This window comes from Aminobacter aganoensis, assembly GCF_014206975.1.
In the GTDB taxonomy this organism is placed as follows: domain Bacteria; phylum Pseudomonadota; class Alphaproteobacteria; order Rhizobiales; family Rhizobiaceae; genus Aminobacter; species Aminobacter aganoensis.
In genome coordinates this window covers 245,207-270,877 of sequence record NZ_JACHOU010000005.1, presented here as the reverse complement: position 1 = coordinate 270,877, position 25,671 = coordinate 245,207, and the positions used below count along the sequence as shown (strand labels likewise).

Annotated in this window: 24 protein-coding genes; 14 read left to right on the top strand and 10 right to left on the bottom strand. The window is 64.6% G+C overall.

Annotation, left to right across the window (positions count from 1 at the left end; translation table 11 throughout):
* The first annotated feature begins 60 nt into the window (after positions 1-60).
* Complete coding sequence (locus GGR00_RS13825; RefSeq protein ID WP_055970512.1) at positions 61-318, top strand: hypothetical protein; 258 nt, start codon at positions 61-63, stop codon at positions 316-318.
* Here the strand turns inward: GGR00_RS13825 and soxR are convergent.
* Together soxR and GGR00_RS13815 are read right to left on the bottom strand one after the other, a co-directional pair.
* Complete coding sequence (soxR, locus tag GGR00_RS13820) at positions 315-755, bottom strand: redox-sensitive transcriptional activator SoxR (protein ID WP_184699713.1); 441 nt, start codon at positions 753-755, stop codon at positions 315-317. The two genes, GGR00_RS13825 and soxR, sit on opposite strands and share 4 nt — an antisense overlap.
* Positions 756-896: 141 nt before the next feature.
* Entirely contained in the window at positions 897-1,355 is a 459-nt protein-coding gene (locus tag GGR00_RS13815) for a tRNA (cytidine(34)-2'-O)-methyltransferase (protein ID WP_055970507.1), read from the bottom strand.
* Positions 1,356-1,636: 281 nt separating this feature from the next.
* On the opposite strand from GGR00_RS13815, the gene GGR00_RS13810 reads away from it, so the two are divergent.
* The 10 genes from GGR00_RS13810 (at position 1,637) to GGR00_RS13765 (ending at position 14,089) form a co-directional block, all read left to right on the top strand.
* Positions 1,637-1,948, top strand: coding sequence for a hypothetical protein (locus GGR00_RS13810; protein WP_184699712.1), 312 nt, complete (start codon positions 1,637-1,639; stop codon positions 1,946-1,948).
* Between the two features lie 152 nt (positions 1,949-2,100).
* Positions 2,101-3,981 (top strand): ABC transporter ATP-binding protein, encoded by a 1,881-nt coding sequence (locus tag GGR00_RS13805; protein ID WP_184699711.1) that lies wholly within the window; start codon positions 2,101-2,103, stop codon positions 3,979-3,981.
* A 271-nt stretch (positions 3,982-4,252) separates the two neighbouring features.
* Positions 4,253-6,130: an ABC transporter ATP-binding protein gene (locus GGR00_RS13800; RefSeq protein ID WP_184699746.1), complete on the top strand. Its 1,878-nt coding sequence runs from the start codon at positions 4,253-4,255 to the stop codon at positions 6,128-6,130.
* 166 nt (positions 6,131-6,296) lie between these two features.
* Positions 6,297-8,165 (top strand): ABC transporter ATP-binding protein, encoded by a 1,869-nt coding sequence (locus tag GGR00_RS13795; RefSeq protein ID WP_184699710.1) that lies wholly within the window; start codon positions 6,297-6,299, stop codon positions 8,163-8,165.
* Positions 8,166-8,174: 9 nt separating this feature from the next.
* On the top strand, positions 8,175-8,486 hold the full coding sequence (locus tag GGR00_RS13790) for a DUF6665 family protein (protein ID WP_055970499.1): 312 nt from the start codon (positions 8,175-8,177) through the stop codon (positions 8,484-8,486).
* A gap of 322 nt (positions 8,487-8,808) precedes the next feature.
* On the top strand, positions 8,809-9,372 hold the full coding sequence (gene petA, locus GGR00_RS13785; RefSeq protein WP_055970497.1) for a ubiquinol-cytochrome c reductase iron-sulfur subunit: 564 nt from the start codon (positions 8,809-8,811) through the stop codon (positions 9,370-9,372).
* A 19-nt stretch (positions 9,373-9,391) separates the two neighbouring features.
* Positions 9,392-10,693, top strand: a complete 1,302-nt coding sequence (locus tag GGR00_RS13780; RefSeq protein ID WP_055970495.1) for a cytochrome b — start codon at positions 9,392-9,394, stop codon at positions 10,691-10,693.
* Positions 10,694-10,718: 25 nt separating this feature from the next.
* A complete protein-coding gene (locus tag GGR00_RS13775; RefSeq protein WP_184699709.1) occupies positions 10,719-11,576 on the top strand; it encodes a cytochrome c1 in 858 nt (285 codons plus the stop codon).
* 198 nt (positions 11,577-11,774) lie between these two features.
* Positions 11,775-12,320, top strand: a complete 546-nt coding sequence (locus GGR00_RS13770; RefSeq protein ID WP_055970491.1) for an adenine phosphoribosyltransferase — start codon at positions 11,775-11,777, stop codon at positions 12,318-12,320.
* A 386-nt stretch (positions 12,321-12,706) separates the two neighbouring features.
* Entirely contained in the window at positions 12,707-14,089 is a 1,383-nt protein-coding gene (locus GGR00_RS13765) for an FAD-binding oxidoreductase (RefSeq protein ID WP_184699708.1), read from the top strand.
* A 1,241-nt stretch (positions 14,090-15,330) separates the two neighbouring features.
* Here the strand turns inward: GGR00_RS13765 and GGR00_RS13760 are convergent.
* From GGR00_RS13760 to GGR00_RS13730, 7 genes are all read right to left on the bottom strand, one after another.
* Positions 15,331-15,789, bottom strand: coding sequence for a MaoC family dehydratase (locus GGR00_RS13760; protein ID WP_055970487.1), 459 nt, complete (start codon positions 15,787-15,789; stop codon positions 15,331-15,333).
* A complete protein-coding gene (locus tag GGR00_RS13755) occupies positions 15,786-16,247 on the bottom strand; it encodes a MaoC family dehydratase (RefSeq protein WP_055970485.1) in 462 nt (153 codons plus the stop codon). Before GGR00_RS13755 ends, GGR00_RS13760 begins: the two co-directional genes overlap by 4 nt.
* Before the next feature lie 82 nt (positions 16,248-16,329).
* Positions 16,330-17,304, bottom strand: a complete 975-nt coding sequence (corA, locus tag GGR00_RS13750; protein ID WP_184699707.1) for a magnesium/cobalt transporter CorA — start codon at positions 17,302-17,304, stop codon at positions 16,330-16,332.
* A 208-nt stretch (positions 17,305-17,512) separates the two neighbouring features.
* Positions 17,513-18,307, bottom strand: a complete 795-nt coding sequence (locus tag GGR00_RS13745) for an APH(3')-II family aminoglycoside O-phosphotransferase (RefSeq protein ID WP_184699706.1) — start codon at positions 18,305-18,307, stop codon at positions 17,513-17,515.
* Between the two features lie 328 nt (positions 18,308-18,635).
* Positions 18,636-19,739 carry a redox-regulated ATPase YchF gene (gene ychF, locus GGR00_RS13740; RefSeq protein ID WP_055970479.1) on the bottom strand — a complete coding sequence of 368 codons (1,104 nt, stop codon included), beginning with the start codon at positions 19,737-19,739 and terminating at the stop codon, positions 18,636-18,638.
* Between the two features lie 185 nt (positions 19,740-19,924).
* Positions 19,925-20,662 (bottom strand): aminoacyl-tRNA hydrolase, encoded by a 738-nt coding sequence (gene pth / locus GGR00_RS13735; protein ID WP_184699705.1) that lies wholly within the window; start codon positions 20,660-20,662, stop codon positions 19,925-19,927.
* Between the two features lie 24 nt (positions 20,663-20,686).
* Complete coding sequence (locus GGR00_RS13730; protein ID WP_055970476.1) at positions 20,687-21,301, bottom strand: 50S ribosomal protein L25/general stress protein Ctc; 615 nt, start codon at positions 21,299-21,301, stop codon at positions 20,687-20,689.
* A 272-nt stretch (positions 21,302-21,573) separates the two neighbouring features.
* On the opposite strand from GGR00_RS13730, the gene GGR00_RS13725 reads away from it, so the two are divergent.
* The 3 genes from GGR00_RS13725 (at position 21,574) to chrA (ending at position 24,597) form a co-directional block, all read left to right on the top strand.
* Positions 21,574-22,338, top strand: coding sequence for a sulfite exporter TauE/SafE family protein (locus GGR00_RS13725; RefSeq protein ID WP_055970474.1), 765 nt, complete (start codon positions 21,574-21,576; stop codon positions 22,336-22,338).
* Positions 22,339-22,451: 113 nt separating this feature from the next.
* Positions 22,452-23,264: a chromate resistance protein ChrB domain-containing protein gene (locus GGR00_RS13720; protein WP_184699704.1), complete on the top strand. Its 813-nt coding sequence runs from the start codon at positions 22,452-22,454 to the stop codon at positions 23,262-23,264.
* A 1-nt stretch (position 23,265) separates the two neighbouring features.
* Positions 23,266-24,597 carry a chromate efflux transporter gene (gene chrA, locus GGR00_RS13715; RefSeq protein ID WP_184699703.1) on the top strand — a complete coding sequence of 444 codons (1,332 nt, stop codon included), beginning with the start codon at positions 23,266-23,268 and terminating at the stop codon, positions 24,595-24,597.
* A 74-nt stretch (positions 24,598-24,671) separates the two neighbouring features.
* On the opposite strand, the gene GGR00_RS13710 is transcribed toward chrA, so the two are convergent.
* Positions 24,672-25,607: a ribose-phosphate pyrophosphokinase gene (locus tag GGR00_RS13710; protein ID WP_055970468.1), complete on the bottom strand. Its 936-nt coding sequence runs from the start codon at positions 25,605-25,607 to the stop codon at positions 24,672-24,674.
* Positions 25,608-25,671: the final 64 nt, after the last annotated feature.

Below are 25,671 nucleotides of genomic sequence, written 5' to 3'. Positions count from 1 at the left end.
GACTCGTAATTGTCCGGCGCGATCCCTAATCTCCTTCTCGTAAGGGTCAAGGAGTTCTTTATGGGCACCCCGACCAGACCGCCGCTGGACGATCTCAGAAAAAGGCTCCAGCGCAGCCGGGCCGAACGTGAACTCAAGCCGCGCGACGGGTTCTTGCGCGAGACATTCGTCCTGCCGCGCAACGACGCGCGGCTGAAGGCGCAGGAATGGTTCTCGCGCTGGCCGAAGCAGGCCTACTGGACCGAGATCGAGAGCTGGTTCGAGCGCCCCGGCGACGTCATCGAGTTCACCATCCGCCGCCTGCCGACGTCGGACTAATCCTTCACCAGCAGTCTCTGCGGCCCCGGGCCCTGGCGCGCCAGGCGGTCCTCGCGGTTGCGCAGCGGGCACTTGTCGATCGACATGCAGCCGCAGCCGATGCAGTCGGTCAGTCCGTCGCGCAGCTTCTTCAACTGGTCGATGCGGTGGTCGAGGTCGTGGCGCCAAGCCGTTGAAAGCAGACTCCAATCCTCGCGCGTCGGTGTGCGCCCGTCCGGCAGCGAGGCGAAGGCGTTGGCAATGTCGGCGAGCGAGATGCCGACATCCTGGGCGATCCTGATCACCGCCACCCGCCGCAGCACGTCGCGCGCATAGCGGCGCTGGTTGCCCGACGTGCGGTGGCTGTGGATCAGCCCGCGCGTCTCGTAGAAATGGAGGGCCGAAACGGCGACGCCGCTGCGCTTGGCCACCTCGCCGACGGTCAGTTCGCCTGCCATGAAGATTCCCGCTTGACCTCAAGATTAGTTGAGGTTGTACGAGGGTATCCTTGATCATGCAAGAAAGGATGCACCATGGCTGGACGCGTTGGAAACAGGTGGAGTTTCGAGGCTGCGGCCATGCGGCTTGCAGCGGCCCTGTCAGCCGATCTGGCGCAGCGCCTCGCCGGCGACCATCGCAGCACTCAGCGCGACGTTGAGGCTGCGGCCGCCACCGGGCATCGGGATGATCAGCCGCTGGAAGGCGAGATCATGGACCCTCTCGGGCACGCCGGCCGATTCGCGGCCGAGCATGACGATGTCGCCGGGCTCGAAGCGGAAATCCGTATAGGGCAGGGCGGCCTTGGTCGACATCAGCACAAGGCGGCGGCCTTCACCGCGCCGCCAATCCTCGAAGCGCTCGAAATCGACATGCCGGGTCAGGGCCGCCATTTCGAGATAATCCATGCCGGCGCGTTTGAGCGCCCGGTCGGAAATGTCGAAGCCGGCGGGTTCGATCAGGTCGATGGCGATGCCGAGGCAGGCGGCCATGCGCAGGATCGTGCCGGTGTTGCCGGCGATATCCGGCTGGTAGAGCGCGAGGCGCAGTTTTTCGTCCATTTCGAGTTCCTAATCTGTGGCGGCAAGGCCACAGCAAGACGAGCCAAAGCAAAAAATGAAGACGAGGCCGTGGCATTCCGCCGCGAATGGGCGTATACGGCCGGCATTGTCAACTCGAACCGATGGAGGGGTACATGACGATGCATTTTGACATTCACCGCCCCCTCTGTGGGCGACGTACCGCCTGAGGCGGACCGGTTCGACGACTTTCCTGACCATTCCAGGCATTTTCGCATCGCGGTCCGCAGAAGCCACTTCCCGGTTTTCGAAGGACAATTCCGATGTTTGCCAATATCCCAAGCGGGCACGACGCCCGTAACGAACGCGACTCTGCAAATTCCCTGGGGCCGAGCCAGCTCGCCGAAGCACGGCGCAAGGCCTGGGCGCTGTCGATCGGCGCGGTTCCACAAGCGTCGGGGCCGCCGAGAAGGCTGCATCGCGGCATGCTGCCCGATGTCGACATGAGCAATGTCGTGCCCGACCCGAACCACCGGCCGCTGTTCGGCCGCATCGTTGCCCAGATCGGCCGGCTTGCCGGCCGGTCGGGTGCGGCAGGGCCTGCTGCCAGAACGATGTCAGGAGGCAACCGCTGAGGATTCGCCGAATCCCCGGCGGTTGCCTACATTCCGGGGGCTCGCGCCGCAGTCCGTGACAGGGACAGGGTGCGCCAAGGCCTTGCCCGTGGCCCCCAAGATACGTCCACGCGGAATTCGCCGCGTGCCAGCTACCGAATCGAGAGACCGAAATGTTCCGCTGGTTTGAAAACAGACTGAATCCGTTCCCGTCGGAGGAACCGGTCGAGCCGCCCAGGACGCTGGTGGCATTCTGCCTGCACTATACCAAGGGCGCCTGGCCCTACATCATCGTCGCCGCCGTGCTCACCTCGCTGATCGCGCTTGCCGAAGTGTGGATGTTCGGCTTCCTCGGCAACATCGTCGACTGGCTGTCGGCCCAGAACCGCGAAACCTTCCTGCAGAACGAAGGCTGGAAGCTCGCCGGCATGGCCTTCATCGTCATGGTCGTCCTGCCGGCCATGGTCGTGCTGCAGTCGCTGGTCAACCAGCAGACGCTGATGGGCAACTATCCGATGCGCATCCGCTGGCAGGTGCACCGCTACCTGCTCAAGCAGTCGATGAGCTTCTACCAGGACGAGTTCGCCGGCCGCATCGCCACCAAGCTGATGCAGACCGCGCTCGCGGTGCGCGAATGCGTGGTCAAGCTGATCGACGTGCTCAACTACGTCATCGTCTATTTCCTCGGCGTTCTGATCATCGTCGGCTCGGCCGATTTGCGGCTGGCTGCACCGCTCGTCGTCTGGCTGCTCTGCTACGTGCTGTTGCTGCGCTATTTCGTGCCGCGCCTCGGCAAGCTTGCCGAAGAGCAGGCCGACGCGCGCTCGACCATGACCGGCCGTGTCGTCGACAGCTACACCAACATCCAGACGGTCAAGCTGTTCTCGCATTCGCGCCGCGAGGCGTCCTTCGCCAGGGAGGGCATGTCGCTGTTCATGGGCACGGTCTACCGGTCGATGCGGCTGGTGACCTCGCTCTACGGCGCGCTCTATCTGCTCAACTCGACGCTGCTGTTGTCCGTCGGCGCGCTGTCGATCTGGCTCTGGCTCGGCGAGGTCGTCACCATCGGCGCCGTCGCCGTCGTGCTCGGCCTGGTGCTGCGCCTGTGGGGCATGTCGCAGTGGATCATGTGGGAAGTCTCGGGCCTGTTCGAAAGCATCGGCACCGTCCAGGACGGCATCAGCTCGATCTCGATGCCGCGCCTGGTCGAGGACAAGCCCAACGCCAGGGAGATCGTCGTCGACAAGGGCGAGATCTCCTTCGACGACGTGCGTTTCCACTACGGCAAGAAGAAAGGCGTCATCGAGGATCTCAGCCTCACCGTGAAGCCGGGTGAGAAGGTCGGCATCGTCGGCCGCTCCGGTGCCGGCAAGTCGACGCTGGTCAACCTGCTGCTGCGTTTCTACGACATCGAGGGCGGCCGCATCGTCATCGACGGGCAGGACATCTCGACCGTGCAGCAGGACAGCCTGCGCGCGCATATCGGCATGGTCACGCAGGATACGTCGCTGCTGCACCGCTCGGTGGCCGACAACATCCTCTACGGCCGCCCCGACGCCTCGGAGGCGATGATGATCGAGGCGGCTCGCCGCGCCGAAGCGCTCGACTTCGTCTCAACCCTGTCCGACCCAAAGGGCCGCAAGGGCTTCGAGGCGCATGTCGGCGAGCGCGGCGTCAAGCTGTCGGGCGGCCAGCGCCAGCGCATCGCGATCGCCCGCGTCATGCTCAAGGACGCGCCGATCCTGATCCTGGACGAGGCGACCTCGGCGCTCGACTCGGAAGTCGAGGCGGCGATCCAGGAAAACCTCTACCGGCTGATGGAGGGCAAGACCGTCATCGCCATCGCGCACCGGCTGTCGACCATCGCGGCGATGGACCGGCTGGTGGTGATGGACAAGGGCCGCATCGTCGAACAGGGCAGCCACGACGAACTGGTGGCCAAGGGTGGGCTCTACGCCTCGCTCTGGCAGCGCCAGTCGGGCGGCTTCCTGCTCGATGACGCAGCCGGCGAAGCGGCCAACGACGTCGAGGCCAAGGGCCAGGCGGCGGAGTAGGGGCGTCAGGCGAGACGTTGGTGCCCTCCCTCCCCCTTGTGGGGAGGGATAAAGGGTGGGGGTGCTACGCTCATGACTTGCTGCGTAGCACCCCTAACCCCGGGGACTACCGTGGCGCTACAGATGCCCACCCACCTCATCACAATGTGAACACGCCGCCCAACATTCGCCCGGCTTGGCGGCGCGTTTCTCCTGCCAGGCCACGGTTGCCTCCCGATGCGGTTTGGGCCGAAAATAGCGAGTCGTTGCCGCGGGATAGCCCAGAGTGCTCATGAACAGAATCTACAAGTGGTTCGAAAGCTGGGTCTATCCCTTTCGCGAGCCTGAGAGCCTGCGGCCTCCGGCTACCGTCTGGGGCTTCCTCTGGCACTATGTCGGCCAGGCAAAATTCGCCTTCTTCGCCATGCTGGTCATCGGCGGCATCGCCCCGCTGGTCGAGGCGGGGCTGTTCTATTTCGTCGGCCGCCTCGTCGACATCCTCGACGGGCTGCCCACCGACCGGAGCTGGGCCGCCCTCTGGGACGTCGCCGGCCCCGAAGTCCTGTTCATGGCCGTCGTCGTGCTGGTCGTCCGCACGCTGGTCGTCGGGCTGTCGGCGCTGGTCGACGAACAGACGATCACGCCCGGATTCTACAACCTCGTGCGCTGGCAGGCCCATCGTCACGTCTCGCGGCAGTCCTATTCGTTCTTCCAGAACGACTTTGCCGGCCGCATCGCCACCAAGGTCTGGCAGGCCGGGCAGGCGACCGGCGACCTGATGGAAAGCTTCATCGAGGTCGTCTGGTTCATGCTGGTCTACACCATAACCACGCTCGCCGTCGTCGCCGGGCTCGACTGGCGGCTGGCCGCGCTCGTCGTCATCTGGATCGTCGCCTTCGGCTTCCTGGCCCACCATTACGTGCCGTCGATCCGCAAGCATGCCGAGGCGACGGCCGAGGCCGGCTCGATGATCAACGGGCGCATCGTCGACAGCTATTCCAACGTCCAGACGCTGAAGCTGTTCGCCGCCGACGGCGACGACCGCTACATCCGTTCCGGCTTCGACATCTATCTCGATGCGCTGCGCCCGTTCACGCGCCGGCTGACCGGCGTGCGGCTGGCGCTGACGGCGCTGTCGGGCGTCATGATCACGGCGATTGCCTGGTTTTCGATCCATCTCTGGATCGAGGGCGCGATCTCGGTCGGCGCGGTTGCCTTCACGCTCAGCCTGGTGCTTCGGCTCAACATGCTGCTCGGCCGGCTGATGATGCAGCTCAACGGCATTCTCCGGAATCTCGGCGTGCTCGAAAACTCCAAGGCGCTGATCAGCCAGCCGCTGGGGCTGACCGACAAGCCGGGCGCTCGTGAACTCGAGGTGACGGGCGGCGAGATCCGCGCCGACAAGGTGGTCTTCCATTACGGCAAGGGCGGCGGCGTGCTCGACAGCATCGACCTCGTCGTCAAGCCGGGCGAAAAGGTCGGCATCGTCGGCCCCTCCGGCGCGGGCAAGACGACGCTCGCCAATCTCATCCTGCGCCTCTACGATCTCGAAGGCGGACGCATCCTGATCGACGGGCAGGACATTTCCACCGTCACCCAGAACTCGCTGCGGGCCTCGATCGGGGTCGTCAGCCAGGACACCGCGCTGTTCCACCGTTCGCTGCGCGACAACATCAAGCTCGGCAAGCCCGACGCCAGCGACGACGAGGTCATCGCCGCGGCCCGCAAGGCCGAGGCGCACGAGTTCATCGGCACGCTCGAGGACAATCGCGGCCGCACCGGCTACGACGCCTTTGTCGGCGAGCGCGGCGTCAAGCTGTCGGGCGGCCAGCGCCAGCGCGTGGCGATCGCCCGGGTGTTCCTCAAGGACGCGCCGATCCTGATCCTCGACGAGGCGACGTCGGCGCTCGACAGCGACATAGAGGCGGCGATCCAGGAAAACCTGCAGGCGCTGATGCAAGGCAAGACGGTGTTGGCCATCGCGCACCGCCTGTCGACCATCGCAGCCCTGGACCGGCTGGTCGTGCTCGACCAGGGCGGCATCGCCGAACAGGGCAGCCATGACGAGCTGCTTGCCCTCGACGGGCTTTATGCCCGCCTGTGGAAGCGCCAGTCTGGCGGCTTCCTGTTCCACGAGGACGGCGTCCTCGACGAATCGAGGCCAGCGTGATGGCAGCTTTGAAGCTCCGCCCCTCATCCGCCTGCCGGCACCTTCTCCCCGTGAAGGACGGGGAGAAAGGACAAGCGGCGCCGCTGGCGCCTCCCTCTCCCCGTTCTTCACGGGGAGAGGGTAAGGGTGAGGGGCAGCTTTTGCATTCGACGAGTTGGAGGGCGTCATGACCCCCGAACCCTTCCGCGAAAAGCTGTGGCGGCGCTTCGAGGGTGCCATCGACCCGTTCCAGGATACTGATCGCGAGGTGCTGCCCGAAAGCGCCGGGGCCTTCATCCTCTACTTCGCCCGCCAGGCGAAGGGGCCGTTCGCTCTGCTTTTGATCAGCGGTTTCCTTGCCGGTGCCATCGACGCGGCACTCTACTGGTCGGTCGGCTGGCTGATCGACCTGCTCGACGCCACCAGCCCACAGCGCCTGTTCGCCGACCACTGGCCCGAACTCGCTGGCCTCTTGGTGCTGATCCTGGTCGTGCGCGCCGTCATCATCATCGGCTCGGCCATCGTCGAACAGCAGGTCGTCGTGCCCAGCTTCTTCTCGATGGTGCGCTGGCAGGCATTCCGGCGCGTCATCGAGCAGCCCTACGATTTCTACCAGAACGACTTCGCCGGCCGCATCGCCACCAAGATCGTGCAGGGCGGCGAAGCCGTCGGCGACTTCATCGTCAACGTGCTGCAGACGATGTGGAGTTTCCTGACCTTCGTGCTGCTGTCGCTGACGATCCTGGTTTCGCTCGACCCGCTGATGGGTGCGGTGGTGATGCTGTGGTTCGCCGGCTATGCCGCGATCATCTATTTCCTGCTGCCCGAGATGCGCCAGGCCGGCCGCGCCACTGCCGACCAGCGCTCGATCTTCAACGGCCGCCTCGTTGATGCCTTCACCAACATCATGGCAGTCAAGCTGTTCGACAGCGGGCGGCGCGAGCATGCCTATGTCCGCGACGGGCTCGAAAGCTATCTCGGCGCCGTCGTCCGGTTGACCCGCTCCATCACCACCGTGCGCTCCGCAGTCGCCGTCATCAACGGCGCGATGATGGCTGCGGTGGCGGCCATCTGCATCGTCAGCTGGACGCGCGGCGACATTTCCACCGGGGCGATTGCCGCCGCGCTCGGACTCGTCTTCCGGCTTAACCAGATGTCGGGATGGATGATGTTCAACATCAACGGCCTGGTGCGCAACTATGCCACCGTGCAGGACGCGACGCGCACCATCTCGGTGCGCCCGGCCATCCGCGACGTCGAGAATGCGTCGGTGCTGCCGCGTGCCACCGGCGACATCGTCTTCGACAACGTGTCGTTCCACTACGGCAAGGGCAGCGGCGTCATCGACAAGCTCAACCTGCACATCAGGCCGGGCGAACGCGTCGCGCTCGTTGGTCCGTCGGGTGCCGGCAAGACGACTCTGGTCAATCTGGCGTTGCGCCTGTTCGACGTGGAAGAAGGCCGCATCCTGATCGATGGCCGCGACGTGCGCGACATCACCCAGGCATCGCTGCGCGCCCAGTTCGGCGTCGTCAGCCAGGAGGCGATGCTGATGCACCGCTCGATCACCGACAATATCGGCTACGGCCGGGCAGGGGCCTCGCAGGCCGAGATCGTCGATGCCGCAAGGCGCGCCGCCGCCCACGACTTCATCGTCGACGTCGCCGATCCGCGCGGCCGGCGCGGCTACGACGCCCATGTCGGCGAGCGCGGCGTCAAGCTGTCGGGCGGCCAGCGCCAGCGCGTGGCGATCGCCCGCATGATGCTGAAGGACGCGCCGATCCTGATCCTCGACGAGGCGACGTCGGCGCTCGACAGCGAGGTCGAGGCGGCGATCCAGGACAATCTCTACAAGCTGATGGAGGGCAAGACGGTCATCGCCATCGCCCACCGGCTGTCGACGATCGCCGCGCTCGACCGCCTGATCGTGCTCGACGAGGGGCGCGTCGTCGAGGAAGGCAGCCACGATGAGCTGATCGCCAGGGACGGGCTCTATGCGCAATTGTGGAAGCGCCAGTCCGGCGGCTTCCTGGCCGACCGGCTCGCGGCGGAGTAGGATCGCGCCATGTCGCCCGTCCGCCCGCCCTCCATCCTGTCCAACCGCTCCGAGCAGACGCTCAACGTGCTCGAATACGAGTTCCTGGCGGAGAAGGCGGCAGCGCTCGGCCGCGCCGGCGACCGGGTCGGCGAGGCGCTCGGCAAGCTCAATGCGCACCAGGGCGATGGTGACGCGCGGCGCCTCCTGCTCAAGGCTGCGGCGGACGCCGTCTACGCCTATTTCATCCAGCGCGAGCTCTGCGGCCTGCGCAAGCATGACGACGCCATCCGCGACTACGGCATTCCGCGCGAGGTGCTGGTGCGACTCGGCGCCGCCTGATCGGCGCACGGTCGTTTCCCGGCGTAAGTTGGGTCTTGCCGCGCCAAGGCCGGCATCGTCTGTGTCGCAGGTCTGCCCGGCCTCCCGAAATCCGCTGATTTCCGCCCTTTCCGGGCGGTTTTCCACCGCCTTGCGTTGTCCCCGCGACAATCTGCCCATGTGCCCTGTCGCGTCTGGACAAAAAGAGGCTTCACGCATAAACCGAAGTCCAAATGCCGGAGGAAATTCGCTAGCCTGGTTGCCATGCGCCGTCGGGCTGGCATTGTTGAGCGGGGACAAGTGCTCAGCCTCCGGTGGTATTGAGGCAGAAGGATCAGGTCCCGTGAGCGCAACCGATACGAGCGAGCCCAATCGCCGCGATTTTCTCTATGTGGCCACCGGCATGGCCGGCGTGGTCGGTGCCGGCGCCCTGGCTTGGCCCTTCATCGACCAGATGCGCCCGGACGCCTCGACGCTTGCCGCTTCCTCGATCGAGGTTGACGTCTCGTCGGTCACGCCCGGCATGTCGCTGACGGTGAAATGGCGCGGCAAGCCGGTGTTCATCCGCAACCGCACCCCCGAAGAGATCAAGGCCGCACAGGAAGTGCCGCTTGCCGAGCTCAAGGATCCGGTCGCGCGCAACGCCAACATCGCTGCCGACGCGCCTGCCAACGACATCGACCGCACCGCCGGCGAAGGCAAGGAAAACTGGATGGTCATGGTCGGCGTCTGCACCCATCTGGGTTGCGTGCCGCTTGGCCAGCAGGGCGATTTCGGTGGCTGGTTCTGCCCGTGCCACGGCTCGCACTACGATACGGCCGGCCGTATCCGCAAAGGACCGGCGCCGGAAAACCTTCATATTCCGAATTTCCAGTTTATTTCCGACACGACCATCCGGGTAGGCTGAGGCAGGGGGACTTAATTCCATGAGCGGTGGACACTCGACCTATTCGCCCAAAACCGGCATTGGCCGCTGGATCGACGCACGCATGCCGCTGCCGCGGCTGGTGCACGATTCATTCGTCTCCTACCCGGTTCCGCGTAACCTGAATTACGCCTACACCTTCGGCGGCATCCTCTCGATCATGCTGGTGGCGCAGATCCTCACCGGCGTGGTCCTGGCGATGCACTACGCCAACGACACGACGCTGGCCTTCCAGTCGGTCGAAAAGATCATGCGCGACGTCAACTCCGGCTGGCTTTTGCGCTACATGCACTCCAACGGTGCATCGTTCTTCTTCATCGCCGTCTACATCCACATCATGCGCGGTCTCTACTACGGCTCCTACAAGGCGCCGCGTGAGCTGCTGTGGATCCTCGGCTGCATCATCTACCTCCTGATGATGGCGACCGGCTTCATGGGCTACGTCCTGCCCTGGGGTCAGATGTCCTTCTGGGGCGCCACCGTCATCACCGGCTTCTTCACCGCCATTCCCTTGGTCGGCGAATGGGTCCAGCAGCTGCTGCTCGGTGGTTTCGCCGTCGACAATCCGACGCTGAACCGCTTCTTTGCGCTGCACTACCTGCTGCCCTTCATGATCGCCGGCGTCGTCATCCTGCACGTCTGGGCGCTGCATGTCGTCGGCCAGACCAACCCGACCGGCATCGAAGTGAAGTCGAAGACCGACACCGTCGCCTTCACGCCCTACGCGACCATCAAGGATGGTTTCGCCATGGTCGTGTTCCTGGCCGTGTTCGCCTACTTCATCTTCTACATCCCGAACTACCTCGGCCACCCCGACAACTACATCCAGGCCGACTCGCTGAAGACGCCGGCTCACATCGTTCCGGAATGGTACTATCTGCCGTTCTACGCGATCCTGCGCGCCATCACCTTCAACATCGGACCGATCGACTCCAAGCTCGGCGGCGTGCTCGCCATGTTCGGCTCGATCGCGGTGCTGTTCGTCGTGCCGTGGCTCGACACCTCGAAGGTCCGCTCGGCCGTCTATCGTCCGTGGTACAAGCTGTTCTTCTGGCTCTTCGTCATCAACGCCATCTTCCTCGGCTGGCTCGGCTCGAAGCCTGCGGAAGGCCTCTACATCCCGCTGATGCAGATCTCGACGCTGTACTACTTCGCGTTCTTCCTGATCATCATGCCGGTGCTCGGCCTGATCGAGACGCCGCGCCGCCTTCCGAACTCGATCACCGAAGCGGTGCTCGAGAAGAACAAGGGCGGTTCGGCTCATCCGGCCGGTGCAACCGCTGCACCCGAAACCCGCGGCTGAACGAGAATCTGAGAGGGATTTTGGAATGAAAAAGATTCTCAACAGTCTGGCGGCCATCGGCTTCCTGTTCGCCGGCACCGCCGGTGCGGCGCTGGCGCAGGAAGAGAACCACGCTGCCGAGCCGACGCACTTCCCGATCCATGCGCCGAAGGAAATGGACTGGACCTTCGCCGGCCCGTTCGGCAACTACGACAAGGCCCAGCTCCAGCGCGGCCTGAAGATCTACAAGGAAGTGTGCTCGGCCTGCCACTCGATGAACCTGGTAGCGTTCCGCACGCTCGAGGATCTCGGCTACTCCGAAGCGCAGGTGAAGGCCTTCGCCGCCGAGTACGAAGTGCAGGACGGCCCCAACGCCGATGGCGAGATGTTCACCCGCAAGGCGCTGCCTGGCGACCATTTCCCGTCGCCGTTCCCGAATGCAGTCGCTGCCGCCGCCGCTAACAACGGCGCCGCTCCGCCCGACTTCTCGCTGATCGCCAAGGCGCGCGGCGTCACCCGCGGCTTCCCGACCTTCGTCTACGACATCTTCACCCAGTATGCCGAAGGTGGTCCGGACTATATCCACGCGCTGCTGACTGGCTACGACGAGCAGCCGCCGGCCGGCATGGAAGTCGCCGAAGGCACGCACTACAACCCGTACTTCATTGCCGGCAAGTCGCTGGCCATGGCCAAGCCGATCTCGGACGGCCAGGTAACCTACGAGGACGGCTCGCCCGAGACCGTCGACCAGTACTCCAGGGACATCTCGGCGTTCCTGATGTGGGCCGCCGAGCCGCATCTGGCGACGCGCAAGCAGACTGGCTTTGCGGTCATGATCTTCCTGGTGCTGTTCGCCGGCCTGGTCTACGCCACCAAGCGCAAGGTCTGGGCCAACGCCCACTGACCGGAATCGATCCAAAAGAAATCGAAAGGGCGCCGCAAGGCGCCCTTTTCTTTTGCCGTCCGAGCCGTCAAGAGTGTCGGTTCGTGGCCTTTGACCGGAATGGATTTCCTGCCTTGGCCTGCACAGATTTCAAGGCCCTGCAGTGCCGTTGCGTGTCTGGAAATGACGCGCGGGCCGCAGTCAACGGAGCCCTCGCCGATGAGCAATTCCCTCGAACAGACGCTGATTTCTTCGATCCGCAACATTCCCGACTATCCCAAGCCTGGTGTCATGTTCCGCGACATCACCACGCTTCTGGGCGATGCGCGCGCCTTCCGCCGCGCCATCGATGAGCTGGTCCATCCCTATGCCGGCTCGAAGATCGACAAGATCGCCGGCATCGAGGCGCGCGGCTTCATCCTCGGCGGTGCCATGGCCCACCAGATGTCGGCCGGCTTCGTGCCGATCCGCAAGAAGGGCAAGCTGCCGCACGAGACCGTGCGCATCGCCTACAGCCTCGAATACGGCCTCGACGAGATGGAGATGCACAAGGACGCGGTGGCGCCCGGCGAGAAGGTCATCCTCGTCGACGATCTGATCGCCACCGGCGGCACCGCCGAAGCCGCGGTCAAGCTGCTGCGCCAGATCGGCGCCGATATCGTCGCCGCCTGCTTCGTCATCGACCTGCCCGACCTCGGCGGCCGCAAGAAGCTCGAAGCGCTCGGCGTCGACGTGCGCACGCTGGTCGCTTTCGACGGACACTGACGGACATTTCCTGTTTATCGAGGCGTGGGTAACTTCCCCACACCTCAGCAGTTTCTTTTTCCCATCATTCGCCGTGCAGTTTCCGGGCCGCTGAAACGCGGCCCGGATGCTTGCCCAGCGAGCGGCGGAGTTCCAGCCATGGGCATGGCACTGGTTGCCTGAGCGCATTTCCTCGCTCCTGGCGCTGCCGCTTGGCCGGCTGCCGCTGAAACAAACGAAACATTCCCGAGTCTTTTCAGAAAAACGCCTGAAATGGCGGCGGCGTAGGACAGGACGTGCCGCGCCCGCGGCAGGTTCAACCGGCGATACGCACATCCTCGTGGCCAGGTCCCAAGACTTCCTGCCCGCGATGCTGAGGCGTCTTGCTCCGAAACGCGAGTGTTCCCATGCTGAAGTCAACTGCTTCGCACGATTTTCCCGAACGGCTCCGTGCCGGCCTCATCGACCAAAGCCATCCCGACTATGACGAGGCGCGTGCGCTCTACAACGCCATGATCGACAAGCGGCCGCGCTGGATCGTCCGCTGCGCCGACGCCGCCGATGTCATGGCGGCCGTCAATCACGCCCGCGACAGGGATCTGCTCGTCGCCATTCGCGGCGGCGGCCACAACGGTCCGGGCTTCGGCAGCTGCGACGGCGGCATGGTCATCGACATGTCGCCGATGAAGCGGATCGATGTCGACCCCGCCACGCGAACGGTCCGTGTCGAGCCCGGTTGTACCCAGGGCGACGTCGACCGCGCCACCAGCATGCATGGGCTGGCGGTGCCCGCCGGCATCGTTTCCAGCACCGGCATCGCCGGACTGACGCTCGGCGGCGGCACTGGCTATCTCACGCGCAAGCACGGCCTCACCATCGACAACCTGCTTGCCGCCGACGTCGTGCTCGCCGACGGCAGCACGGTTACGGCAAGCGTGGACAAGCACCCGGAGCTGTTCTGGGCGCTGCGCGGTGGCGGCGGCAATTTCGGCGTGGTCACCCGCTTCACGTTCCGGGCGCATCCGGCCAAGGATGTCTATGCCGGGCCGATCTTTTACGACATTGCCCATGCAGCCGAGATCATGCGCTGGTATCGCGACTTCCTGCCGGACGCACCGCGCGAGCTTGGCATGTTCTTCGGCATCAAGACGGTGCCGTCCTGCGATCCGTTCCCGCGCGAGATCTGGGGCAAGCGCATCTGTGCGCTGATCAGCTGCTACAACGGCACCGAGGAGGAGGGCATGCGGGCGATGCAGCCCGTGCGCGAGGCGCTTCCCAAGCCGCTGATGGACGGCATGATGCGGCTGCCCTTCGTCGATCTGCAGGGGCTGTTCGACCCGCTGCTGCCCAAGGGACTGCACTGGTACTGGAAGGGCGATTATGTCGACGAACTGTCGGACGCTGCCATCGCCGCCCATGTCGAGCACGGTTCGAAGAGCCCGAGCGAGCTGTCGCTGATGCATCTCTATCCCATCGACGGCGCGGTCCACGACGTGGCTCCCGGTGCCACCGCCTGGGGCGCGCGTCGCGCGCGCTGGTCGATGGTCATCGCCGGCATCGACCCGGATCCGGCCAAGGCGCCGGAGTTGAGGCGCTGGGCGGGGGATTATTGGGCCGCGGTGCACAAGCACAACCTCCATGGCGGCGCCTATATCAACTTCATGATGGACGATGAGGGCGAGGCCCGCGTGCGCGCCGCCTATGGCGCCAACTACGAGCGACTGGTCGCGGTCAAGCGCCGGTACGACCCGGCCAATCTCTTCCGGGTCAACCAGAACATCCGGCCCTAAGCCTCCGCAGGGCCTGTCCGTCCCCTGGGGCGGGCAGGCCTGTTCGTTCTGCGAGAGTCCATTACCTGTTTCGGCGCCAATTCTTGGCCGCAATCAGGACATAAGGACACAAGTAATTATTGGATAAATCGGGAATATTTGATGCTCCTGAAGCAGATAATCATGAATAGTTCTGCGGCTTTGGCGATTATTTTTGTATCTTCTGCTTTCGCGTAGGCCTGCATGACCACTCCGCCTGCCAGCTACTCAATTTTCAAAGAAGCAGAGATCGTCATCCGAGCTCGAGTAACTGGATATGAGAAGCCTAGGAGATATCGATCTGTCCTACACTTCGATGTCGTTGAAGTGCTGCCAAACGCTCCCACCCATCGATTCAACAAGATTTCCGCATATTGGACAAACTCAACTTTTGGTATGCCTGATCGCTGGGATGGTCCCACTGACGTCATTGTAGGCTTAAGAGCCGAGATCGACCAAGGCGGCGTTCCGGTTATCGAGGTCGTGCAACAGCCCTGCGGCCCAATGACCATTCTCGAAGACACTCAGGGGAATTTGACAGCAATTTCTGAAGCAATCGGGTTGTCTCGCTAGCTGCCTTGGCTGCGTGGCCCTTTCTCGCGATGGGCAAGAGAACTCCGAAATCCTGAAACACTGTCACCATCTGTCAGCAATCCGCGTGGATAGCCGCGCCCGTTTTTCCACCCCCTGAAAACCTCCCGTATCATCACCCTCGCGATCTTCCACGGGACTCCGGTGCGCACCGGGCTACGGGGGGAAGCGCCGGTGCCGGGCTGGCAGGAGGTCGGATCTTCTGCTGGGTGATGAGCCCCCAAGCCTGGGCCTTGCTGGCGGCCTGCGGAAACCCCGCCGCCGCGAAGAGTGGGGCAAGAACACCGGGCGGGGCGCGAACGTCGCGCCACATAAAATACTATCGGAAGGCACGGCCTCGCGCCCCGCTTCCCGAACTTTCTTCATCCTGAGCTTGTCGAAGGATGACAATGGCCAGGCGCGAAAGCGAGCGTGGCGGTGAACAAGCTTGGCTTTTTACTCCCCGTGAACGGGCAGAAGGTCCCGGCAAGGGGATGCGGGGCAGCGCAAATCTCTGATGCGGCACGCGCCCAGCACAGCCCTCATCCTGAGCCTGTCGAAGGATGCGATGGCGGGCGCGACGGGAGATGCCGTCCATCTGGAGCGACGTTGCGCGTCCTTGCCTATTCCCGCAATGGGAGAAGGTAAGCAGGCTACCCCACCTTCACCAGCACGGCGCTGTCGAATTCGATGACCTTGTCGCCGGTCGTGTCGAAGCCTTCGGAATGCAGCGTCATCATGCGCCAGCCGGGGCGCGAGACGAGCGGCCGGTGGTCGATGCCGCGCCGGGTGTAGGTCACCGTCTCGCCGGCAAACACCGGCTTCAGCCATTTCAGGTTCTTGAAGCCGGGCGAGGGGCCGAACTCCGGCTTCGGGCCGGGGCCGTCCCAGGGGCGGCCGCGATGCGCCAGGTTGAGTTTCATCCACGCCGCCGTGGTGTGCCAGCCCGAGGCGCAAAGGCTGCCGAAGACGCTCTTCTTGGCGGCGTCCTCGTCGGTGTGAAACGGCTGCGGATCGTATTTGCGGGCAAAGTCCTTGATCGACTCGGCGTCGAACAGGTGACTGCCGAGCGTGACGGTGACGCCGATGCCGAGATATTCGTCGAGGGTCATTGCGCGGCCTCGCGGGTCAGGAACATGCAGGTGTTCTGGAACTCGAACACGACCTCGCCATGCTGGTTGACGAGGTCGGCGCGCCAGGTGACGAAACCGAGCGTCGGCTTCGACCGCGACAGGCGTCTGGACAGGATGGTCAGGCGGCCGCCAAGCACGTCGCCGGCGAGCACCGGCTTCTTCCATTTCACATGGTCGACGCCAGGTGAGCCCTGCGAGGTCGAGTCGAGCAGGAAGGCGTCGCACAGCATGCGCATGAACATCGCGCAGGTGTGCCAGCCCGAGGCAGACAGGCCGCCGAGGATGCTCGCCTTGCCGGCCTCCTCGTCGAGATGGAAGGGCTGGGCGTCGAACTCGGAGGCGAATTCGACGATCTCGGCGGGGCTGACGGTCTTGCTGCCGAGGTCGAGCACGGCGCCCTCGACAAAATCCTCATAGGCCCAGGTCTTGGTGGTCATCGGCAATCCTGTTCAAGTTTGTACGATAACCTTGAACCGGCCCCGCGGGTCGCGCAAGGCCGGTTCAGGGTAAGCCGTTGGCTCAGAGCCAGCCGCGGCGGCGGAACCACCAGAACGGCAGGATGGCCGAGATGACCATCAGGCCGAGCGCCATGGGATAGCCGAGCATCCAGCGCAGTTCTGGCATGCCGTCGAAGTTCATGCCGTAGATCGAGGCGACCAGCGTCGGCGGCAGGAACACCACGGCCGCCACCGAGACGATCTTGATGATGCCGTTCTGCTCGATGTTGATCATGCCCAGCGTGGCGTCGAGCAGGAAGGTGATCTTCTGCGACAGGAACGAGGCGTGGTCAGTCAGCGAGGCCACGTCGCGCGACAGCGTCTTCACCCGCGCCTTGGCGTCCTTGCCGTTCTTGGCCTGGCCGGTGGCGTTGGCGAGGAAGCCCGCCACGCGCTGCAGCGAGGTCAGGCTGTCGCGCATGTTGGACGTCAGCGATTCCTTGCGGCCAATGCCCTTGAGGATCATCTGGAAGTCGCGGTCGCGCTTCGAGGCCTTGGTCGCCGTCGGGTTGAAGATGTCCTTCGACAACAGCTCGACGTCGCGCGAGACGCGCTCCAGCACGTCGGCCAGACGGTCGACGATCGCCTCCAGCAGGCCGACGAGGATCGTCTCGCCCGTGGTGCAGCCGATCGCCGCCTTCTCCGCCCGCAGCGGGAAGGACAGGAACGCCTTGGGTTCGTGATAGCGGATGGTGACCAGCAGGTTGCGGCGCAGCACGAATGTCACCGGCGACATGACGGGAAAGTCGCTGTCGGCCTGCGAAGGCAGGGTGGCGGTCATGAAGTAGGCGCCGTCCTCGACATAGAGGCGGGACGAGATCTCGATCTCCTCCATCTCCTCGCGCGTCGGCACGCCGACGCCGAGCAACTGCTCGACCGCGGCCTCTTCTTCCCTGGTCGGATTGAGCAGGTCGGCCCAGACGATCCCGTCCTTTTCGGCCGCAATGCTGTCTGCAAGGCGCAGACGATCGTTTTCCACGACGAATGCCTTGATCATCGCCGGTCTCCCATACTGGAGCTGATATCGTGCCCGATCGCGGGCGGGGTTTCAGGATTGCGCCGGCGGGGTCGTTCTGGCCGGGCCGGCGCCTAGGCGCGATAGACCCGGGGGGCTGCGACGTCAAGTTGCAAATCGGCAAGGTGGGGCAGCAGCCGGTGGCGCGGCATCGTGCCGGCAACCGCCCACGAGCGCATGAGCAGCTGCCTCAGAAGAATTCGTCGAGCAGCTGGTAGTAGGAAAGCTTGGCCGTATCTGCCTGGGGCAGGCCGTAGAGCGCGAGGAAGGGCGCGATCCATTCTTCGCCGAGATTGACGTGGATGCTCCAGCAGGCGAGCGCGAGGTCCTGGTGCAGGTCGGCAACGCCAAGCCGGCTGCAATCGATGAAACCGGTGAACCGCCCGCCATCGGCCATGAAATTCGGCATCGAGGCGTCGCCATGGGTGACGACGAGCGTCTCGGAGGCAGGCCGTCGCGCCAGGAGTTCTTCGAACACCTGCTGCGCGCTCTGGCCCAGCCTTTCGTCGTCGAAATCGTCTTCATCGACCTCGCCGGCGTCAGCGCGGGCCTTGGCCAGGGCGATGCGTGGCCCAAGGCTGTGATCGAAGGGGCAGGCGGCGGCGTCGAGGGCATGCAGCCGGCGCAGCGCGTCGGCCATGATGGCGATGGCCCTGTCCGGCGCCATTTCTTGCGTCACGAGGTCGTGGCCGGCAACTGCGCTCATCAGCAGCCAGTTGTGCCCGCCATGCGCCTCGAAAGCCAGCACCGCGGGGCAGGGGATGCCCTGGCTGCCCAGCCAGCGCAGCCGGGCGACCTCGTCGGGCAGTTCGGCGAACTGGCCGGTCTCCTCGGTCTTGAGGAACAGGGTGGGCTTGCCGGATGCCTCGAGCCTGAAGACGCCGGCACCCGAAGCGCCGATGGTCTGGCGCTGCCAGTCGTAACCGGCCAGCGCCTCACGCAGCGAGGCGGGAAGATCGATCTCGATGGCTGGATGCTGGGTCATCTGGTCTCTGGCGGTCAAGGGGCAGGTTCGTACTCGGCATTGAGGTGCGAGGACGGCAAAAGCAAAAAAGGCCGGGCAAACCCCGACCTTTCTCTAGCGTCTCGACGTCCCAGTGCCAGTACATCCGTGGTCACGGGTGGAGACGATCTGCAAATCTCCAGGCGACCGTAGCCAGGGTTGGTTAGCAAAAGGTTAACGCCACAGGTATGCGGTGTTGGCCGAAAGCCGGGCACGCAAAAGGTGGGCGGCCGGCAGGCTCATTGCCCGCGCCAAAAGAAAAGCCCCGCGATGCAGGGCTTTTCTCGTATTCGGCAGAGGTGGTGCCCGCTCAGGTATTGAATTTGAACAGCATCACGTCGCCGTCCTGGACGACGTATTCCTTGCCTTCGTCGCGCGCCTTGCCGGCTTCCTTGGCCGGAACTTCGCCGCCGAGGGTGACGAAATCGTTGAACGCGATGGTCTGGGCGCGGATGAAGCCGCGTTCGAAGTCGGTGTGGATGACGCCGGCCGCCTGCGGCGCCTTGGCGCCCTTGTGCACGGTCCAGGCGCGCGTCTCCTTCGGACCCACGGTGAAGTAGGTGATCAGGTGCAGAAGCTCGTAGCCGGCGCGGATGAGCTTATCCAGGCCCGGCTCCTCGAGGCCGAGATCGGCGAGGAATTCCTGGGCCTCCTCGTCGGGCAGCTGCGCCACCTCGGCCTCGATCGCAGCGGAGATGACGACGACGCCGGCGCCCTGCGCCTCGGCCATCTTCTGCACCGCCTGGGTGTGCTCGTTGCCGGTGGCGGCATCGCTCTCGGCGACGTTGCAGACATAGAGCACCGGATGCGAGGTCAGCAGGTTCAGGCCCTGCAGGATTTCGAGGTCCTCGGCGGCGATGCCCTTGAGCAGCAGGCGCACCGGCTTGCCGTCCTGAAGCAGGGCGAGCGCCTGTTCCATCATCGGCAGGATCGTGGTCGCTTCCTTGTCCTTGCTGGCCGCGCGCTTGCGGAACTGCACGATGCGGCGCTCGAGGCTTTCGAGATCGGCGAGCATCAGTTCGGTTTCGACCGTCTCGGCGTCGGCGACGGGATCGATGCGGCCCTCGACATGGGTGATGTCGTCGTCCTCGAAGCAACGCAGCACGTGCACGATGGCGTCGACCTCGCGTATGTTGGCGAGGAACTGGTTGCCCAGGCCTTCACCCTTGGAGGCGCCGCGAACGAGACCGGCGATGTCGACGAAGGAGATGCGGGTCGGGATGATCTCCTTCGACTTGGCGATGTTGGCCAGCTGCCTGAGGCGCTGGTCCGGCACCGCCACCTCGCCGGTGTTCGGCTCGATGGTGCAGAACGGATAGTTGGCCGCCTGCGCGGCAGCCGTGCGCGTCAGCGCGTTGAAGAGCGTCGATTTGCCAACATTGGGCAGGCCGACGATGCCGCATTTGAAACCCATGGTCTTTTGGTCCTATCGGGAAATCGGGATTTTGATGAGGGCTATGGGGGAAAGGGGCGAGGATCGTCAAGGCTTGACGCCCGGGATGCCCTGCAATTGCCCGGAAATCAGGAATTTGTTGCCGGTTCGGCATGAAAGCTTGCGGCGGCATGCAGCTTTCGCGACCAAGCCTATCAAGGTCGCGTTCAGTCCTTGCCGAGCAGCTTCTTCAGCATCGCAGCCATCGGGCCGGTCTCGGGGATCTTGACGGCAGGCTGGTTCGGGCGGGCCTGGCGGATATGGCTCTGGGCCTTCGGCGCCTGCGGCGTGGGTGCCTTGGGCGGCGGGGCGTCGTCGGTTCCGGTCGGCTGGAGCTTGTCGCGCAGGCCGACAGTGACCCTGTTCATGAAGCCGTTGTCGTCGCCCTTGGTCAAAAGGCCGGCGCCGTCGGCAATGAGGTCGAGCAGCACTTCGAGCCATTCCTTGTCGGCCTTGGCGAAGTCGCCGAGCACGTGGCCATGGACCATTTCCTTGACGCCGGGATGGCCGATGCCGATGCGGACGCGGCGGTAGTCCTTGGCAATGTGCTGGTCGATCGAGCGGATGCCGTTGTGGCCGCCGGCGCCGCCGCCAACCTTGACGCGCACCTTGCCGGCGACGAGGTCGAGTTCGTCATAGAAGACGGTGAGATCGGCAGGGGCGAGCTTGTAGAAGCGCATGGCTTCGCCGACAGACTGGCCGGACAGGTTCATGAAGGTCTGCGGCTTGATCAGGATGACCTTTTCGCCGGCGATATTGCCTTCTGAAATCAGGCCCTTGAACTTCTTCGTCCAGGGCGAAAACGAATGGCGGCGGGCAATTGCGTCCGCCGCCATGAAGCCGACATTGTGCCGGTTGTTCTGGTATTGCGCACCCGGATTGCCGAGACCTGCAAAGAGCAGCATGTTCGGGTCCTCCGGAGGCGAAGACTATTCTGCCTCGGCAGCAGCCTCGGTCGTGGCTTCTTCCGACTTCGAAGCCGAGGTGCCGGCGATCGTCGCGATGGTGAAGTCGCGGTCCGAGATGACGGGCTTCACGCCCTTGGGCAGCTTGACGGCCGAGATGTGGATCGAGTCGCCGATGTCGGTGCCGTCGAGGTCGACGGTGATTGACTCGGGGATCGCGTTGGCCGGGCAGTGGAGCTCGACCTCGTGACGGACGATGTTCAGCGTGCCGCCGCGCTTGATGCCGGGCGACTTCTCTTCATTGATGAAGTGAACCGGAACCTGGACGTTGACTTCGGTGTTCTTGCCGACGCGCAGGAAGTCGACATGCATCGGGAAGTCGCGGACCGGATCGAGCTGGTAGTCCTTCGGCAGGACCTGGATCTTCTTGCCGCCGACGTCGATCGTGGCGATCGTGGTCAGGAAGCCACCGCCATGGATCTTGTAGAAGATGTCCTTGTAGGACAGGGCGATGGCCAGGGGAGGCTGCTTGTCGCCGTAAATGACTGCAGGCACTTTACCGTTGCGACGAACTTCACGGGCGGACCCCTTACCGACCAGTTCGCGTGCTTCGGCCTTGAGCTCGTATGTGTCGCTCATGGCATTTCCTTTCGGTTGTATGGAGCGCCTACGGCTGGCATGAAGCCTGATCCGTAAACGTCGAAAGCCGCCGGGTGAGGCGGCCTTCCGCCGCGTTGCCTCCAAGGGTGTCTACGCGGGTGGCGGCTCTATAACGGAAGGTGGCAAAAAGTGCAACCGCGGCGGCTCGTGAGGCTGGCTCCCCGAAGACGGTGCTGTGGCTGCTCGCGCCAACACCACCGTGCCTGTATCACGCCGGCTCGTAACGTTCAAAAAAACAGCCAAGCTTTGCCATGCAAGACCTTCTCCCCCTTCACCTGCCGACAGCCACGATCTGGGTGCTTGTCGTGGCCGCCTTCGTCGCCGGTTGCGCGCGCGGATTTTCCGGCTTCGGCGGGGCACTGATCTTCGTGCCGGTGGCAAGCGCGCTGATCGGGGCGAAGCTCGCGGTCCCGCTGCTGCTGATCGTCGATCTCGTGCTGACCCCGGGGCTGATCCCCAAGGCATGGCACAACGCCGACCGCGGCAATGTCGGCGTCATGGCGCTGGGGGCGGTGGTCGGCGTTCCCACGGGCACCTATCTGCTCACCCATGTCGACGGGGTGATGATCCGCTGGGCTATCGTCGCCATCGTTGCCGGCTTGCTCGCACTCCTGATGTCGGGCTGGCGCTATCACGGCCGTCCGCACACCAGCCTGACCGCCGCCGTCGGCATGACGTCGGGGTTGTTCTCCGGTGCCGCGCAGGTCGGCGGACCACCCGTCGTCGCCTACTGGCTCGGCGGCGCCATCGCGCCGCTGACGGTGCGCGCCAACATCGTGCTCTATTTCGCGATTTCCAGCGTGCTGTCGGTCGCCAGCTATCTCGTCGCGGGGCTCCTGACCTGGGAGACTGTCGGGCTGTCGCTGACCATCGGACCGACCTTCGCGCTGGGCCTCTACATCGGCTCGCGCCTGTTCAGCCGCGCCAACGAGGCGACGTTCCGGCGCATCTGCTACGGCCTGATCGCAACCGCTGCGATCATCGGCCTGCCGGCGCTGGACGGCGTGCTCAGGTGATTGAAGCGGCGGCCGATTTCACATAGAATTCGCACAACGGGGGCATGGTGGACTCCCCGTGAGGCCGGATGGCCCAAGTTCCGCCTTCGCTCTCGTTGCGCGGAGGAAAGACCATGCCCCGGACCATCCTAGCCCAGAACCTTATCCGCCTCGTCGGCACCGAAAGGTGCCCGTTGATCGTCGACGTGCGGCGGGAGGCGATGTTTGCCGCCGCGCCGACGAGAATCGCCGCTGCCTTGTGGCGCGACCACATGCAGGTGGACGACTGGCTGCCGCAGTTGCCGGCAGCGCGGCGGATCGTCGTTTATTGCGCCCACGGCCACAATGTCAGCGAGATCGCGCTGGCCAGGCTTCTGGCGGTCGGCACGGATGCAGTCATGCTCGAAGGCGGGATGGATGCCTGGCTGGCCGCGAGCGGGCCGGTGGTGGCGCGTGAGGCGTCCGGCCTGGAGGCTGGACTGCCAAGGCCGAGCGAATGGGTGACGCGGGCTCGGCCCAAGATCGACCGCATTGCGTGCCCCTGGCTGATCAGGCGCTTCATCGATCCGCTGGCGGTTTTTCACTTCGTCTCGGCCGAATGGGTCAAGGATGTTGCCGACGAGACCGGTGCGATCCCCTATGACATCAAGGACGTGCACTATTCGCATCGCGGCGAGGAGTGCACGTTCGACATGCTGATCTCCGAATTCGGCCTGACCGATCCCGCACTCCTGCAGCTCGCCCGCATCGTGCGCGCGGCCGACACGGCGCGGCTTGACATGGAGCCCCAGGCTGCGGGGCTGCTGGCCATATCGCTCGGCCAGTCGGCCATCGAGGACGACGATCATGCCCAGCTCGAGAAAGGCATGGCGATCTATGACGCGTTGTACGGCTGGTGCCGTTACGCTAGGTCGGAAACGCACAACTGGCCAGCAAAGGCGGTTTGACATGGATGCCACGCCGCCGCGACCCACCCCCTCGTTCGGGGAGGCAACCCGGACCTTCGCCAAGATCGGCCTGTTGTCCTTCGGCGGGCCGGCTGGGCAGATCGCGCTGATGCACAAGATCCTCGTCGACGAGAAGCGCTGGCTCGACGAGCCGCGTTTCCTGCATGCGCTCAACTACTGCATGCTCCTGCCCGGGCCGGAGGCGATGCAGCTCGCCACCTATTCCGGCTGGCTGATGCACGGCGTCAGGGGCGGACTGGTGGCCGGGCTGCTGTTCGTGTTGCCCGGTGCGCTGGTCATCACCGCGCTGTCGGCGATCTACCTGACGGTCGGCCATGTCACGCTGGTGCAGGGGCTTTTGTTCGGGCTCAAGGCTGCGGTGCTCGCCGTCGTGCTCGAAGCGTTGATCAAGGTGTCGAGACGCGCCTTGAAGAACGGCAGCATGATCGTTCTCGCCATCGCGGCCTTCGTTGCCATTGCCTTTCTCAAGCTGCCGTTCCCGCTGATCGTGCTTGTCGCGGCGGCGATCGGCGCGCTGCTGCACTTCGCGGGTCTTGCTCCTGCCGGGGCCAGGGCCGCCGATCAAGCCGACCTAGTCTACGCCATGCCCGAATGGACGAAGCCGAGTGCCCGACGCTTCTTCACCACGCTGTCGATCTGGCTCGCCGTCTGGTTCGTGCCGCTGGCCGTGATGTGGCTCGTTCTCGGCCCGGCCCACGTCTTCACCGCCGAAGCGACGTTCTTCTCCAAGATGGCGGCGGTGACGTTCGGTGGCGCCTATGCGGTGCTGGCCTATGTCGCCCAGCAGGCGGTCGAGGTCCATGGCTGGCTGAAGCCGGACGAGATGCTGACCGGCCTGGGGCTTGCGGAAACGACGCCGGGGCCGCTGATCCTGGTGCTGGTGTTCGTCGGTTTTCTCGGCGGCGCCAGGCTTTCGGCACTGGCTCCGCTCAGCGGTGGTATCGCCGGGGCGGCGGTGACGCTGTGGTTCACCTTCGTGCCGTGCTTCCTGTGGATCTTCGTCGGCGCGCCCTATGTCGAGACCGTGCGCAACGTGCGTTGGCTGGCAAGCGCGCTGGCCGCCGTCACCGCGGCCGTCGTCGGCATCATCGCCAACCTCGCGGTGTGGTTCGCGCTGCATGTGCTGTTCGGTACCGTCGGCGAGACGGCGTGCGGACCGTTCGTGCTGCCGGTGCTGGATTTCGGCAGTGTCGACTGGGTCGCGGCGGGCATTGCGGCCGGCGCCGGCCTGGCGCTGATCCGCTTCAAGGCCAACATGATCGTGGTTCTGGCCGTCTCGGCGCTGGCCGGCATGGCGTGGCAACTGGCGTGAGACAGCGTGCATGAAAAAGCCCCGCCCCGGAGTACCGGGCGGGGCTTCGAAATGATCTGCTATGGGCAGAAGGCTCAGTCGAACAGGCTCGACACCGATTCTTCGGTCGCGGTGCGCGAGATCGCTTCGCCGATCAGGTCGCCGATCGAGACGACGCGGATGTTGTGGGCGTCCATAACCGCCTGGGTCGGCTGGATCGAGTCGGTGATGACCAGTTCCTGCAACTGCGAGCCGGCGATGCGGGCGGCGGCCCCACCCGAGAGCACGCCGTGGGTGATGTAGGCGGTGACGCTGGTGGCGCCCTTGGCCAGCAGCGCGTCGGCGGCGTTGCACAGCGTGCCGCCGGAATCGACGATGTCGTCGATCAGCAGGCAGTCCTTGCCGTGCACTTCGCCGATGACGTTCATCACTTCGGATTCACCGGGGCGTTCGCGGCGCTTGTCGACGATGGCGAGCTGGGCGTCGATGCGCTTGGCCAGCGCACGGGCACGGACCACGCCGCCGACGTCGGGCGAAACCACGGTGACGTTGCCGAGCTGCTTGTACTTGGCCTTGACGTCGCGGGCCATGACCGGAACCGAAAACAGGTTGTCGGTCGGGATGTCGAAGAAGCCCTGGATCTGGCCGGCGTGCAGGTCGAGCGTCAGCACGCGGTTGGCGCCGGCGCGGGCGATCATGTTGGCGACGAGCTTGGCCGAGATCGGCGTGCGGCCCGACGCGCGGCGATCCTGCCTTGCGTAGCCGAAATAGGGGATGACCGCCGTGATGCGCCGTGCCGACGAACGCATGAAGGCGTCGATCATGATGAGCAGTTCCATCAGGTGATCGTTGGTCGGGAACGAGGTCGACTGAAGGATGAAGACATCCTCGCCGCGCACGTTCTCTTGAATCTCGACGAAGATCTCCTGGTCGGCAAAGCGCCTGACGCTCGCCTTGCCCAGGGGAATGTTGAGATAGCGGGCGACAGCTTCTGCTAGCACCCGGTTGGAATTGCCCGCGAAGAGTTTCATACGCCGATCCTGGAAATGAATATGAGCGGGCTTTTAGCGGCCCTGAGCCGTATTGCAAGCGGAC